We start from the raw sequence: 14530 nt of genomic DNA, 5'->3' as shown, positions 1-14530 counted from the left end.
AAATTTTATTTTTAGGCACATAAACCTAATTAAATGCGATTTAATAAAGAAACTTTCGTTGCAGGATTTGCTCTTTTTTCTATGTTTTTTGGTGCGGGAAATCTAATGCTACCCCCACTATTAGGACTTAAAGCCGGAGAATCCTGGTCGATGGTTACTTTGGGCTTTGTTATTTCTGCAGTGCTTATCCCTATATTAGGTATCGTAGCTCATGCTCGATTACAAGGAACAATGCTGGATTTTGCCAAAAGAGTTTCTCCGGGATTTAGTCTTGTATATTGTGTTTTGGTGTATTTGATTTCGATTACTTTACCTTCTCCAAGAACGGCATCGGTAACTCATGAGATGGCTATTCAACCATTTTTTGGTACTAGCGCTTGGCTAACCAGCGGAATTTATTTCGCATTGGTACTCCTATTTGTACTCAATCGGTCAAGAATATTAAGCCTACTGGGGAAATTCTTATCTCCTATACTATTTATTGTAATACTATCTATTGTAGCACTAGGTGTTTTTGGAACCCTGGATCCAACTCTGAATCCTTCAACTTTTGAGACACCAGTAGTTACAGGATTATTAGAAGGCTATCAAACATTTGATGCTATAGGGGCGGTAGTTGTTGGTGGGGTGATTATTATTTCACTCAAAATCAAAGGAGAGGAAAATTTTGAAAGGATACGCAGCCTAATTATTAGTTCTGGAATTGTTGCCGGTTTTGGTCTCTTTATCATTTATGCAGGTATGATCTATAATGGAGCTCTTTTTGGTGCTGAAGTGGATCCAAACATTTCTCGAATCGGCTTGCTTTCCGAATTAAGTTTAAAAACCTTGGGTAATATCGGCAGATCCTGCTTAAGTGTTTTGGTTGGTTTGGCTTGTTTTACAACTGCCGTTGGTATTGTTACTGGTACAGCTGATTTTATGAAAGGTATCTTAGGAGAATCCAAAAAAGCATATGTAATCACTGCTATTGTAGGATGTATTCTAGGAGTGGTAATGGGGCAGTTTGATGTGCATTATATTATTGATGTTGCAGTGCCTGCTTTGATGCTTATCTATCCAATTACTATTGTATTAATTCTGCTTAATGCCATACCCGACAATTTCACTTCAGATCTCACTTTCAAAATAGTGGTTATTGTTACCATCATTTTTAGTATTCCTGATCTTTTGGCGTCCATAGGTATGGGAGAATCTGTACAACCGTTGTTAGAGGCGCTTCCCCTTGGAAAGTATAGCCTTGCTTGGTTGCTTCCAGCTGTTGTTACCTGGATTATAATCAACCTATTTTCATTAGTAAAAAGAAAGTCATAACATAATTGTTTTTAAGGGTAATTTCCCCTTTTTCCATTATTCGTTTTTTAGTACATTCGCGGCTAGGAAAACAACCACATTTCAATAAACAAACCTTTAAAAGTATAGATTTATCTTATGAAAAGACTATTTCTAGCTGCAAGTCTATTATGTCTAATAGTTTCTTGCGGTAATGACGACAATTATGTACCTATCGAATCCAATTTAGACGATCAATTAAAAACATTGCTTACCGAAGCTTCCGAGGGAAAAGGGCTTTCGTATTTCATGTTTCCAGAAAGTGATGATTACACCAACATCCCGCAGGACCCCCAAAATCCGATTACCAGAGCCAAAGTTGATTTAGGAAAACTACTATTACATGAAACGGCCTTAGGTAGAAACCCTAAAATAGAAGAAATGAGAGGAACTTATTCCTGTGCATCTTGCCATCAGGTTGGAGCTGGGTTTAGCGCTGGGATACGACAAGGAATCGGAGAATGCGGAGTAGGTTTTGGTATTCGTGGAGAAGAAAGAACTATCAACCAAAACGTACCTGTAGATTCTGTAGATATCCAACCACTTCGATCCCCTACTATACTCAATGTAGCCTACCAGGATGTGATGCTTTGGAATGGACAATTTGGAGGTACAGGAACCAATCAGGGAACTGAAGCCAATTGGGAAAATATTCAGGAAAACTTTCTAGGACTTCAGGGAGTCGAAGTACAAGCGATCAAAGGACAAGGTGTTCATCGATTATTAGTAGACGAAGACTTTGTAAATCAAGCAGGATACAAAGCAATGTTTGATGCAGCTTTTGGTGATGTTGCCGAAGAGGACCGGTATACTACCTTGAACGCAGCTTTGGCTATGGCAGCTTACGAAAGAACGTTATTGGCGAATCAAGCACCTTGGCAGGAATGGCTGAAAGGACAAAGCGATGCAATGACTGATGCCGAGAAAAGGGGAGCCATTGCTTTTTTTGGTAACGGAAAATGTTATGAATGTCATACAGGTCCTGCATTAAACGATAAAGGATTTCATGCCTTTGGAATGGGCGACTTTGATAATTCGAATACCGCTATTGTTTTGGATGAAAATGGATTTCAAAATGTAAAAAAAGGAAGAGGAGGATTCACCAAAAATCCAGATGACGACTATAAGTTTAAAACACCAACGTTATACAATATTGCAGATAACGGATTTTATGGTCATGGATCTACTTTTACTTCGGTAAAAGAGGTGATTCGTTACAAAAACGATGGGGTACCACAATCCAACGAGGTTCCCGCAGAGAATTTGGCAACACAATTTGGAGCAACAGATTTAACCGATCAGGAAATAGATGATCTTACTGTTTTTATCGAAAGTAGTCTGCGAGATCCCAACTTAACCCGTTATGTACCAGAAACAATAAATTCAGGATTATGCTTTCCTAATAACGACGAGCAATCGAGATCAGATTTAGGATGTAATTAATACAATGTGGCGATCCACCACGTATTTCCAAAAGGGTCTTTAAAACCGGCGCCTCTTGCTCCGCTATCCTCATCCATAGGTTGCATGAGTGAGACGGCTCCGGAATCTAAGGCGTTGTAGTAGGTTTGATCGGTATCGCGAACATACACATACATGGATCCAGGTTGAGCAGGATAGTCTGCAGAAGCTTCTGAAAGAAGAATAGTACTGTCACCGATTTTAATCTCAGAGTGCTGAATACGGTGTTGCGCATCTGTGCTCCTGATCATCTCCTGTGCGTTGAATATTTTACGAATGAAATCAATAAAATCTTCGGCTTTTTTCACCACTAGATAGGGCATAGCCTGTTGGTGACCTGCTGTAATCTTCATTCGTTGCATAAGATAAAAGAGAGTTTTTTATTGGTAACGAATGAGTACCGATAAATATTCTATAGAGGCAATAAAAAAACCGATCTAGGATCGGTTCATTAATTCTTCAATTTCTTCAGCTTCGATTGGGATGTTGGCCATCAGATTAAAAGGGGCTCCCTTTTCTTGAATCACTACATCATCTTCTAGTCGAATTCCAAACCCTTCATCAGGAATATAAATCCCTGGCTCTACCGTAAATACCATGTTGGCTTCCATGGGTTCGGTTAGGATTCCGTAATCATGCGTATCCAAACCAATATGATGAGAAGTTCCATGCATGAAGTACTTTTTGTAGGCTGGCCAGTCTGGATCTTCATTTTGTACATCCGCTTTATCCAATAAGCCTAAACCTAATAATTCTGAAGTCATTAGTTTACCTACCTCAACATGATAGTCTGCCCAAATAGTGCCAGGCACTAGCATTTTGGTAGCTTCGTTTTTTACTCGTAAAACAGCGTCGTATACCTCACGTTGTCTTTTGGTATAGGTCCCAGATACAGGTATTGTTCTAGAGAGATCACTAGAGTAATTCGCATACTCTGCGGCAACATCCATCAAGATAAGATCACCCGCTTTACACTGTTGGTTATTTTCTATATAATGAAGTACGTTGGCATTGGACCCACTGGCAATGATCGGAGTGTAAGCAAAACCTTTGGATCTGTTATTAATAAATTCATGCAAAAGCTCAGCTTCAATATTATACTCCCATACATCAGGTTTTACAAAATCTAATAGCCTTCTAAATCCTTTTTCGGTGATATTACAAGCAATTTGCATCAAATCCAATTCTATTTGATCTTTTACAGAACGTAGGCGTTGTAGGATAGGATTACTCTTGGCAACCGAGTGCGCGGGATATTTGTTTTTCCACCATTTGGTAAATCGATCTTCTCGTGTTTCGGTTTCTACATGAGATCGGTAATGCTCATTGGTATTTACATATACCGTATCACATTGGGTCATGATTTCGAAAAAGATTTTTTCAAGATCCGAAAGCCAGTATACGGTTTTGATCCCCGAAACTTCGAACGCTTTCTCCTTAGTCAATTTTTCGCCTTCCCAAATGGCAATCAATTCGCTGGTTTCTTTCAGAAACAATACCTCTCTATGTTTTTCTTTTGGCGCATCAGGAAAAAGCAATAAAACACTTTCTTCTTGATCTACACCACTGAGATAAAAAATATCGCGGTGTTGTTCAAAGGGCATCATACTATCCGCACTAATTGGGTAGATATCGTTACTATTGAATACAGCTATACTATTAGGCTTCATCTGTGCAGTAAAATTCTTCCTGTTTTTGATGAATAGGTTTTTGTCTATAGGATGATATTTCATGAGTTGCTATTTTGAAATGTGTTTTCAAAAATAGTGTTATTATAGATTCTAATAAGAAAGGAACCCAAACAATTTTGAGTTCCTGTATAAGTTAACTTCGTAAACCCAAAGTTTTATGAATAATCGATTTTGTCAATCACATTTTTTCGATACGATTTACCAATGGGTAGTTTACTGTCATTTTGTAACACAAATTGATTTCCATCTATAAATTTGAGCTGATCAAAATTGACCACAAAAGACTTATGAATTCTCAAAAAAGATGGCGGCAGTTTTGCCATAAAATCGGTAAGTGTTTGGGAGGTAAGAATCATTTGATCCGTATAAATTTTTATATAATTACCGTAGGCTTCGATATAAGAAATATCATAGGTATTTAGTTTAATGATCTTTTTATCACTTTTTACAAAAATGGTTTTCGAAGTATCTTTTTCTTCTTTTATCACCGTTTTGTCAGCTTCTTGTTTGGGTTTAACCTTATAAATAGCTTGTAAAAATCGTTCTAATGAAAAAGGTTTTAATAAGTAATCCGTGACAGAGAGTTCAAATCCCATAACTGCATGTTCTGGGTATGCCGTGGTAATAATTACAGCAGGTTTTTGTTGTAAAGTTTTAAGCAGGCTTAACCCTGATAATTTGGGCATATTAATATCGAGAAACAGAATATCCGGAGATTCTTTTTGCAAAACTTCTATAACTTCAAAAGCATTTTTGCAAGAGGCAATAAGCTCAAGATTCGGAATCTCTTGAATATAATTTTCTAAAATCTGCCTGGCGATGGGTTCATCATCTGCTATAATACATTTCATCATGATCAAAACTGTAAAGTTAATTGCACATCAAAAATTTCTTTATCGGCCATAATTTTTAGTTGATGTTTGTCAGCATAAATCAAATCTAGTCGTTTTTTGGCATTTTGTAAACCAATACCACTTTTTCCTGTTTCCAAATTTTCTTTATTCGCAAGATTATCAGTGTACGTATTACTGCATGTAAATTTCATTTCGGTTTCAGAAACCGATAAAGTAATATGAACATTGCTTTCAGAATTTGTGGAAGCATCCAAATGCTTAAAAGCATTTTCTACAAATACGATCAAAAGCATAGGAGCAACCTGCTTAGAAAAGACATCACCGCTTCTATCAAACTGAATTTTTGTACTACTTTCTAATCTGATTTTCTCTAAAGAAATGTAGTTTTCCAAATACTGTATTTCCTTTTCTAGCGGAACAAAAGTTTCTTGTGTGTCATAAAGACTATAGCGCAAAAGATCAGATAGTGTGAGCATCAAATCTGGTAATTTTTCAGATTTTACGACTGATAATCCGTACAGGTTGTTTAAGGTATTGAATAAAAAATGAGGATTAAGTTGAGCTTTGAGTAACTTTAATTCCGCATCTTTTTCTTGTTGTCTTCTATAAAAACTATCTCTTGCAAGTTTGATGGTAGAAGAGAAAGATAATGCCAAAGTCATAACCCCTACAAAATTAAGCCACATCTTCCATTCAAACTCCTGATCGCTAACAATTCCCATAATGTAAACAAGAATGGTGTTCCATATCATGAGATGTACAAGAAATAAAGCAATACATTTCTTTAGGTTTTTTTGTAGGTACGGAAGAATATAAAGATTGTTAATATATACCGAAGGAGCCAATAATAACACTACAAATAATGCTGCCAACCATCTGTTATCCGCTTGTATAGTAGCCAATAGAATGATAAAGAGCAGTAACCAAATAAAAAGGTTCTGCACAATTTTGTTATCGATCCAAGAATCTAGTTTTGACATGTAGACGAAATAAAACCTAAAAATAAGATATGGTATTCAAAAACGTACTTTTTAATGACAAAAGCCCCATTTTTTGGGTTCAACTAATACAATTTTAATGATGACAGGGTAAGAAAAGGTTCATCATTTTTGTCAATACACTCATCATTATTTATTGAATTTATGTAGACCAACATAGACTTTTGACAACAGAATATTCTTTAACCGTAAAAGCAAATAAAGATGAAGCTAGAAATCAATAATGTCTCAAAACGATATACCAGAAAAAAATATGGAGTACAGAATTTTTCATTAACAGTAGAAAAAGGAATTTTGGGTCTATTAGGACCCAATGGTGCTGGAAAATCTACATTGATGAAAATGATCGCTACCGTAAACAAGCCTACCGAAGGCATCATTCTGCTGAATAAAAATAATATTGTAAAGGATGCCAACTATATGCGGGGACAATTAGGTTTTTTACCCCAGGATTTTGGAGTCTACCCCAACTTGAATGCTTTTGAGTTTTTACAATACATAGCAGCTATCAAAGGAGTTGGGGGAAGCGGACTGAAAGACAGAATCGAAAAGCTGTTAGAAGGACTGAACTTAATCGATGCGGCATCAAAACCAATAGGTAGTTATTCTGGAGGGATGAAACAACGAGTAGGAATCGCACAGACACTGCTCAATAATCCCAAAATCATCATTTTTGATGAACCCACTGTAGGTTTGGATCCCGAAGAACGGGTTCGATTTAGAAATCTTATTTCAGACTTAGCGAGTCAGAGTATTGTAATATTATCTTCTCATATCGTATCAGATATTGATATGATTGCCGATACTGTTGCCATCATGAAAAATGGAACTTTGATCACCCAAGGAAATAGACAGGATATTATAGATCATCTAGAAGGCAAAGTATTCGAAATCAAAATTGAAGATGAAGCTGTATCAGAATTTAAGAATCGGGTAACCACATTAAGTACTGCACGCTATAAGGGCAAGACTACTATTCGGTACATCTCAGATAAACTAATGAGCAATGCAAGACCTCAAAAAGCAACTCTAGAAGATGCTTATTTATACCTAACCAAAAACTAATCCTTTGTACTCATGAGATCCTTTTTGACCATTATAAAGTTAGATTATCTAACACGTATCAGAAGTTATTCTTTCTTAATTACACTTTGTGCAACTTTGGCTATTTCATATACCTTTGTTCCAGAACCCAATGCCAGTTATTCTACCATTAGGATTGGGGATTATGTTGGCAACTATAATTCGGCATGGTTTGGATATGTAACCGCGATGATGAGTAGTGTGTTTTTGTCTTTGATTGGCTTTTATTTGGTAAACAATAGTATCCAAAAGGACATCAAAACTAAAGTAGGTCAAATTCTTGCCACTACGAGAATTAAAAACTTCAGTTATTTATTGTCTAGAGTTTTTAGCAATTTTTTGGTGCTAATTACCATTGTATGCATTACTTTTTTGATGAGTATTCTTCTTTTTGTTTTATATAACGATGGGTTTGATTTTGAGATCTTGCAGTTTGTTAAACCTTATGTAATTATTGCACTACCAGCAATTTTTTGGATTTCGGTCTTAGCAGTATTGTTCGAGGTAATAATAGGCAGATATACTGTGATTCAAAACATACTCTTTTTTGTGCTATTTTCTTTTTTGTTGCTGTTTTCATCTCAAGACAAAATGAAATATAATTTAGATGTTTTTGGAAATAAAATAGTGATGAATGCTATGGAAGAAAGTGTTCGTAAGTTATTGCCTGCTCATAAGACCTCTAAAATGACCATAGGATATGTTTTGGGAAATACCACCAAAGCAAAGAAATTTAATTTTGAAGGAATTGATTTCCCTTCTTCTTTTATAGCAAGTCGCTTGGGATGGATTTTTTTCGGAATTCTTCTCATTGTAATAGTTACCCCTTTCTTTCATAGATTCAATACCAAAGAAAGAACATCACCCACAAAAACAAAGCAACGTATGATATCGAGTTTTGGATCTAGGGAGATCCTACTATCTCAATTACCCAAGCCTCAAACAGATCAAAGTATACTGCCATTGATTAAAACAGAACTGTTTTTATTAATGCGAAAAGGGAATAAGTGGTTGTGGATGGTCAATGCAATAGGGATGATCTTATTGGCGTTTTTAAACATTGATATTGCCCATCAAATGGTGTTACCTATATTGTGGTTTTTGCAGGTACACAGGTTATCAGATCTTACCACAAAAGAACTGGAAAATGATGTATTTTATTTTACTTTTTCAGCATTTAGACCTTTGCGTAGAATTTTGATTTCGCAGATAATTGCCGGAGTGATATTAATGATAGGTTTGGCATTTCCTCTACTGTTTCTTTACGGATGTCTTCTGGATATTAATGCGTTGATGTCTATTTTGTTGGGTGCTGTTTTTGTCGTATTTCTAGCGATGTTTTTAGGAATTTTTACGCAAAGTAAGAAGTTGTTCGCGGTATTGTTTTTCTTCATTACTTATGCAAACATAAATAAGATTCCGGTTTTCGATTATTTCGGAGGGATTTCTCCAGATACAACTCAAATTCTATATGTATCTGCTTTAATCTTAGGTTTAGGTACTATGAGTTTTCTTAAAAGACGGAGTGACCTCAGAAAGTAAAGGCATATTTGTGAAGTAGTTAAACAATAACTAAAAATTTTGAGATTGTTTTAACAATATCTACTTTCAGGCCACTAAATGACGGTCAAAATGAAAACACAAACACTCACCTTAGCTTACTTTATTTTTTCCTGTTCTCTTTTTGCGCAACAACCAGTAACCAGTGCTGAAGATATGATCGGCGGATTGTCGCAGAAAAAGGAAATGGAAGCTACCTCTATAGTCAAAAATGTTCCTTTTACAAACATCGGCCCTTCAGTAATGAGCGGAAGAGTAGTAGATGTAGATGTTAATCCAGGGAACACTTCTGAATTTTATGTGGCTTATGCCTCTGGGGGATTATGGTATACTGCAAATAATGGTACCACTTTTACTCCGGTGATGGACGGTGCAGAGACGATTAACATTGGTGATATTGCCATAGATTGGAAAAACGGAACGATCTGGGTAGGAACTGGAGAAAACAATGCATCGCGATCTTCGTATGCGGGAATAGGAATTTTGAAATCTACAGATAAAGGAAAGACCTGGAAAAATGTAGGTTTATCAGATTCTCATCACGTCGGTCGGATTGTGATTAATCCAAATAACCCTGATGAAGTAGTCATTGGGATAACGGGTCATTTATATTCTATAAATCAAGAACGAGGAATCTATAAAACAACTGATGGGGGTGCGACATGGAAACAAACCCTATTTATCAATGATCAAACGGGAATCATTGATGTAGAGTATGCCCCTAATAGTTTTAATACGATGTATGCCACTGCTTGGGATAAAGATCGGAAGGCATGGAATTTTAGAGGAAACGGAACAGGATCCGGTATTTATAAAAGTACGGATGCTGGGGAAACCTGGAATAAAATCTCATTAGAAAATAGTGGGTTTCCCACTGGCGATGGAGTGGGAAGAATTGGAGTTGCCGTTTTTGACGAAAATACAGTCTATGTAGTACATGACAATCAGTTTAGAAGAAAGAAAAATCAAACAAAAGGCAATACAAGCAGGTTAACTAAGGAAGATTTTAAAACAATGTCTAAAGACGATTTTTTGAAAATCGATAACAAAAAATTGAATATTTTTCTGAAGACCAATGGATTTCAGGAAAAATACAGAGCTGATAATGTAAAGCAAATGGTTCGAAGCGGTAACGCTCAACCTAAGGACTTGGCCAAATATCTAGAAGATGCAAATTCGATGTTGTTTGACACCCCAGTAGTTGGTGCCGAAGTATATCGAAGTGATGACGGTGGGAAATCATGGAAAAAAACACATACTGATTATCTGGATGATATTTACTTTAGTTATGGATATTACTTCGGACAAATTCAGGTCAACCCAAAAAACAAAGAGCATATTTATATTAGCGGTGTTCCCATTCTGAAATCAAAAGACGGAGGTAAAACATTTTCTAGCATACAAGGAAAAAACGTACATGCCGATCATCACGCTTTATGGATTGACCCCAATAATCCCAATCACCTAATTAATGGAAATGATGGTGGGATAAATATCTCCTACGATGATGGTAAACATTGGATCAAGGCTAATCAGCCCAATGTAGGACAATTTTATGCTATTAATATCGATCATGAAACACCCTATAATGTGTACGGAGGTCTGCAGGATAATGGCGTTTGGGTAGGTCCTAATGATGCCGAAGAAAGTTCGGAATGGCACCAAAGTGGTCATTATAATTGGGAGAGTATTCTAGGAGGAGACGGTATGCAGGTACAGATCGATAAGAGAGATGCTAATATTGTATACACCGGTTTTCAGTTTGGTAATTATTTTAGATTAGATCGAGCCAATCAACAACAAACCTACATCCAACCAAAGCACGAACTTGGAGAGTCTCCGTATCGCTTTAATTGGCAAACACCGATTCTACTTTCTTCTCATAATCAGGATATTTTATATCTGGGAGGGAATAAGTTAATGAGATCCATGAATCAGGGAGATGATTGGACAGCCATCTCAGGAGATTTAACGCAAGGAGGCAAAAAAGGGAATGTAGCGTATGGCACCATTACCACTATTTCTGAATCTCCATTTCAGTTTGGATTGATTTATACAGGTAGTGATGATGGATTGATCCAAGTTACCAAAAATTCTGGAGGAAATTGGAGCAATGTATCTAGTTCACTCCCAAAAGATCTTTGGGTATCGAGAGTGGTAGCCTCTGCTCACAAAAAAGAACGGGTATATGTTACTTTAAACGGATATAGAAACGATGATTTTACGCCTTACGTATTTGTAAGTGAAAACTATGGAGCTACCTGGCAAAATATAGGACAAAAAATCCCATTATCTTCTGTAAATGTTATTCAGGAGGATCCTAGAAACGAGAATGTACTGTATCTGGGTACAGACAATGGGGCTTATGTTTCTCTGGATAGAGGAAAATCATGGCAAGTATTCTCAAAAGGATTACCTAATGTAGCTATTCACGATTTAGTCATTCAACCCGAGGAAAGCGATTTGTTGCTAGGAACCCATGGAAGAAGTATTTACAAAACGGATATTGGTGCATTACAAGCGTTTGATGATGAAGTAAAAAGTAAATCACTACACATTTTTGATATTCAAGACATCACCTGGTCAGAACAATGGGGTGTTTCCTGGAGCAAATGGCTGGAGGCTAGACAACCATCAGCGACGATTGAGTTTTATACCGCACAAGGAGCCGATGTATCTGTACAAATAATGACTCTAGAAGGTAGTGTATTACAAGAGTTTTCAGCTAAGGCAGAAAAAGGATTTAATCAAGTTGAATACGATGTTACGATGACAGAAAAGGGTAAAGGCGTTCTAGAAAAAGAATTTCCTGATGAAGAAGTGGCAAAGAGAAAAAATGGAGCTTACTATTTACCGGTAGGAAAGTATTATGCTCAAATTTCTATAGGAAAAGAGACAGAAAAGAAGATTTTTGAAATCAAATAATGATTGACTACGTTTTGTCATGAAACGTTTGTCATAGTTTTTGGAACAATGTTCATATACAACAATTAGCGATCACAATACTTTTACGAAGTAATGGAATTCTTATGGGATAAGAATATCGAAAAGTTGTAATCGTATGTATATAGAAAACCCTCATTTTGAAAATTTTGTTCACCTTATAAAGACTGAAAAAATACATTTGGACCCTTTGTTGAACTTGGATGTAGTAGCAGAAAAGCTGGAGATAAGCTCAAATTATTTGTCACAAATTATCAATAAAAATACAGGCAGAACATTTTGTGACATTATCGGTAAACTTAGAGTAGAAGAAATAAAAAAGATGCTGGATAACACACAATATGATAAGTATACTTTATTATCTATTGGTCTGGAAGCTGGTTTTAACTCTAAATCCGTGTTTTACCGTACTTTCAAAAAGCACACAAGGATGACACCTACAGAATACAAAGAAAAATTCGTTTCGTAAAAATATAAAACCCTTCAACATCATGTTGAAGGGTTTTTAAAATATCAAGAAGTCTAACTTAAAATCCAATTACTGTAGGAGCTGTACAATCGGCACGACGTGTTTCACATCTGTCAGCCATAGAATTAAAGATAATATCATCTCCACCTTTACAATTAGGTTCTCTACTTTTTTCCCTCCTTTGAGATTATACATATTACGATCACTCAACTTAGCAACACTAAGTTTTTTCAATTCCAGTTTTTTGCCCTTTACTTTTTTCATCTGTCCTTAGTTTATTAAATGTTTTCCGGTTTTAAAAATAGAACAAAAAAAGTAAAAAGACTCAAAATGAGGGGATTATTAGTCGAAATTCACGGAATTTCGTTAATGTTCCTGCGTATCTAACTCATGTAATTTCTTAATAAAGTAAGAAGTTTTGATGCCGGTGGTCTTTTTGAAGGCCGAAGAAAAAGACTCTGCGGTATTAAATCCCATTTCTTCTGCAATACCCTGAATCGTGTAGTTTTTTAACATCTTATCGGTTTTTAATCGATCCACGGCATAGGCAATTCTAAGATCATTAATATAGTTGGCAAAGTTTTTTTCTTTATAATGATTTATGATTTTAGAAAGGTATTTGGTATTGGTCTTGTTGTCTTTTGCCAAAGAAGTAATACTGATGTTTTTTTCAGGAAAAGCTGCTTTTTTTCAAAAGCTTCGAGTTTTTTCAAAATATCTAAAATAATCTCTTCAGGTACTCCGATATCAGCTTTCTCGGTTTTTTCCAAAGTAGACGTGGTGTTGTTTTTTGTAATGAGCTGCTCAAATTTTGATTGATACTCTTTTTTCTTTCTGTAGAGTTTGTAAAAGAAAATGGTTACAATTAGTGTAAGTACCGCAAGAAAAGCCACTAACAGATATAGGTTTTTGTTAGTTCCTTTTAGCTCATCAATAAGTTTTTCTTTCTCTTTTAATAATATAGGAGTATCAAACTCCTTAAAAAGTCTTGAAGAAACAAATGAAGCCTCGCTATTCGTGATACTATCAAAAGAAATGAGTTTGTTAATGTAGTCCAACTGCATTTCTTTTTGTTTTTTATCTTTAAAAAATTGAATTAAGAATTCGTAACTCTCTCTTACTTCGAGTGGTGCTTTTTTCTCTTTTTGAAAAACAGAATCCACAACCAAGAATTGTTTTTTTGCTTCGTTAAGATCCTTCTGTATACGTTTCAATTTACCCAAGTAAAATGAACCCAAAATATAGAATTTTTTGTTTTCTGCATTTTGTTGATCTAGCATACTAATCCCTTCGAGAATACTTTTTTCTGAGGTTTTGTAGTTCCTTTTAAAGAAATCAGTAATACCCTTATTGATCATTATTTTACCATAAAACCTATGATAATGATATTCGGAGTTTTGAAGTTTTTCAAGTGCTTTTTCGTTGGTTATCGATGCAGAATCTAACTTATTATTGTATCGATAAGATTCTGCCAGTGCAATAGAAGATTTTAAATATCGGGTAGTATCAATATTTTTTCTTGTGCTATTACGGATAAAATTTTCTCTGAATAAAGGTAGTGCCTCATCATGCTTTCCAATTTCCGTTTTTATACGGGCAATATTATGTCGGGTTATATAAAGGTACTCTTGATTTTGTACTTGTTCTGCAATAGGTAATATTTTTAAATAGTTGTCAAGAGCAGCAACAATATCTCCTTTTTTCAAGAAATACCCTCCCTTGAAAGAGTAGGCTTCAATAGGATAGGTTTTATCTCCAGAACTAGCACTCAACAGTATCGATCGATCCAGTAATCTTAATTTCTCAGATTCTTCTTTGGCATAATAAGAAAGCAAGCAATAGGCCTTAGCCATCTCTATCTTATTGTTTTCGCCAACCGCTTTTTTTAAATAACTATTTAGGTAAACAGTCGATGTTAAGGTATCTGGCCAGGTTTTTATATACGTACGGTATAATTCTTTATAATCTAACCCTTTTAAAGAATCAGGAACTTTAAATTCTTTTTCTTGAGAAATAAGAGACTGAATGCTCAAAAATAAAAAAGCTAATATGACCTTAGGATAAAAGGAAATAACAAGAGAGTATGCTTCTTTAATTTTCAAAAGCAACAGGGAATTTAATAGGTTTACGCGCTTTAAA

The 14530-nt window shown here is 35.5% G+C and carries 13 protein-coding genes; 6 read left to right on the top strand and 7 right to left on the bottom strand.

Annotated elements, in window-relative coordinates; translation table 11 throughout:
* Positions 1-33 precede the first annotated feature (33 nt).
* Positions 34-1314: a branched-chain amino acid transport system II carrier protein gene (gene brnQ / locus AC0L3Q_RS00065; RefSeq protein ID WP_473284013.1), complete on the top strand. Its 1281-nt coding sequence runs from the start codon at positions 34-36 to the stop codon at positions 1312-1314.
* 117 nt (positions 1315-1431) lie between these two features.
* Positions 1432-2775, top strand: coding sequence for a cytochrome-c peroxidase (locus tag AC0L3Q_RS00060; protein WP_473284011.1), 1344 nt, complete (start codon positions 1432-1434; stop codon positions 2773-2775).
* On the opposite strand, the gene AC0L3Q_RS00055 is transcribed toward AC0L3Q_RS00060, so the two are convergent.
* The 4 genes from AC0L3Q_RS00055 to AC0L3Q_RS00040 form a co-directional block, all read right to left on the bottom strand.
* The gene (locus AC0L3Q_RS00055) at positions 2772-3155 is read right to left on the bottom strand and encodes a VOC family protein (protein ID WP_073316077.1); all 384 of its coding nucleotides are present in this window, start codon (positions 3153-3155) and stop codon (positions 2772-2774) included. The genes AC0L3Q_RS00060 and AC0L3Q_RS00055 overlap by 4 nt on opposite strands.
* Positions 3156-3230: 75 nt before the next feature.
* The gene (locus AC0L3Q_RS00050; protein WP_473284008.1) at positions 3231-4526 is read right to left on the bottom strand and encodes an aminopeptidase P family protein; all 1296 of its coding nucleotides are present in this window, start codon (positions 4524-4526) and stop codon (positions 3231-3233) included.
* A 113-nt stretch (positions 4527-4639) separates the two neighbouring features.
* The gene (locus AC0L3Q_RS00045) at positions 4640-5338 is read right to left on the bottom strand and encodes a LytR/AlgR family response regulator transcription factor (protein WP_473284006.1); all 699 of its coding nucleotides are present in this window, start codon (positions 5336-5338) and stop codon (positions 4640-4642) included.
* 2 nt (positions 5339-5340) lie between these two features.
* A complete protein-coding gene (locus AC0L3Q_RS00040; protein WP_473284004.1) occupies positions 5341-6318 on the bottom strand; it encodes a sensor histidine kinase in 978 nt (325 codons plus the stop codon).
* Positions 6319-6540: 222 nt separating this feature from the next.
* Here AC0L3Q_RS00040 and AC0L3Q_RS00035 point away from each other — a divergent pair, with 222 nt between their 5' ends.
* From AC0L3Q_RS00035 to AC0L3Q_RS00020, 4 genes are all read left to right on the top strand, one after another.
* On the top strand, positions 6541-7401 hold the full coding sequence (locus AC0L3Q_RS00035; protein WP_473284002.1) for an ABC transporter ATP-binding protein: 861 nt from the start codon (positions 6541-6543) through the stop codon (positions 7399-7401).
* Between the two features lie 12 nt (positions 7402-7413).
* Positions 7414-8961: a hypothetical protein gene (locus AC0L3Q_RS00030; RefSeq protein WP_473284000.1), complete on the top strand. Its 1548-nt coding sequence runs from the start codon at positions 7414-7416 to the stop codon at positions 8959-8961.
* Between the two features lie 90 nt (positions 8962-9051).
* Positions 9052-11904 carry a VPS10 domain-containing protein gene (locus tag AC0L3Q_RS00025; RefSeq protein ID WP_473283998.1) on the top strand — a complete coding sequence of 951 codons (2853 nt, stop codon included), beginning with the start codon at positions 9052-9054 and terminating at the stop codon, positions 11902-11904.
* A gap of 136 nt (positions 11905-12040) precedes the next feature.
* Positions 12041-12391, top strand: coding sequence for a helix-turn-helix domain-containing protein (locus AC0L3Q_RS00020; protein WP_473283996.1), 351 nt, complete (start codon positions 12041-12043; stop codon positions 12389-12391).
* A 69-nt stretch (positions 12392-12460) separates the two neighbouring features.
* Here AC0L3Q_RS00020 and AC0L3Q_RS00015 read toward each other — a convergent pair whose 3' ends face one another.
* The 3 genes from AC0L3Q_RS00015 to AC0L3Q_RS00005 all read right to left on the bottom strand — a co-directional run bounded on the left by AC0L3Q_RS00015 (position 12461) and on the right by AC0L3Q_RS00005 (position 14493).
* Positions 12461-12655 carry a class I lanthipeptide gene (locus AC0L3Q_RS00015; RefSeq protein WP_473283994.1) on the bottom strand — a complete coding sequence of 65 codons (195 nt, stop codon included), beginning with the start codon at positions 12653-12655 and terminating at the stop codon, positions 12461-12463.
* Positions 12656-12757: 102 nt separating this feature from the next.
* Positions 12758-13039, bottom strand: a complete 282-nt coding sequence (locus tag AC0L3Q_RS00010; RefSeq protein ID WP_473283992.1) for a helix-turn-helix domain-containing protein — start codon at positions 13037-13039, stop codon at positions 12758-12760.
* A complete protein-coding gene (locus AC0L3Q_RS00005) occupies positions 12991-14493 on the bottom strand; it encodes a tetratricopeptide repeat protein (RefSeq protein ID WP_473283990.1) in 1503 nt (500 codons plus the stop codon). The genes AC0L3Q_RS00010 and AC0L3Q_RS00005 overlap by 49 nt, the downstream gene beginning before the upstream one ends.
* Positions 14494-14530 lie beyond the last annotated feature (37 nt).

The sequence above is a fragment of the Aquimarina sp. KJ22-3 genome (genome assembly GCF_055808215.1).
The sequence above is the reverse complement of the archived record's forward strand: the minus strand, read 5'-3'. Positions and strand labels throughout refer to the sequence as shown.

Bases quoted from the DNA above. Each gene is read 5' to 3' on its own strand.
- AC0L3Q_RS00060 (WP_473284011.1), top strand. From the start codon at position 1,432: ATGAAAAGACTATTTCTAGCTGCAAGTCTATTATGTCTAATAGTTTCT.
- AC0L3Q_RS00035 (WP_473284002.1), top strand. From the start codon at position 6,541: ATGAAGCTAGAAATCAATAATGTCTCAAAACGATATACCAGAAAAAAA.
- AC0L3Q_RS00045 (WP_473284006.1), bottom strand. From the start codon at position 5,338: ATGATGAAATGTATTATAGCAGATGATGAACCCATCGCCAGGCAGATT.
- AC0L3Q_RS00055 (WP_073316077.1), bottom strand. From the start codon at position 3,155: ATGCAACGAATGAAGATTACAGCAGGTCACCAACAGGCTATGCCCTAT.
- AC0L3Q_RS00050 (WP_473284008.1), bottom strand. From the start codon at position 4,526: ATGAAATATCATCCTATAGACAAAAACCTATTCATCAAAAACAGGAAG.
- AC0L3Q_RS00040 (WP_473284004.1), bottom strand. From the start codon at position 6,318: ATGTCAAAACTAGATTCTTGGATCGATAACAAAATTGTGCAGAACCTT.
- AC0L3Q_RS00015 (WP_473283994.1), bottom strand. From the start codon at position 12,655: ATGAAAAAAGTAAAGGGCAAAAAACTGGAATTGAAAAAACTTAGTGTT.
- AC0L3Q_RS00030 (WP_473284000.1), top strand. From the start codon at position 7,414: ATGAGATCCTTTTTGACCATTATAAAGTTAGATTATCTAACACGTATC.
- AC0L3Q_RS00025 (WP_473283998.1), top strand. From the start codon at position 9,052: ATGAAAACACAAACACTCACCTTAGCTTACTTTATTTTTTCCTGTTCT.
- AC0L3Q_RS00020 (WP_473283996.1), top strand. From the start codon at position 12,041: ATGTATATAGAAAACCCTCATTTTGAAAATTTTGTTCACCTTATAAAG.
- brnQ (WP_473284013.1), top strand. From the start codon at position 34: ATGCGATTTAATAAAGAAACTTTCGTTGCAGGATTTGCTCTTTTTTCT.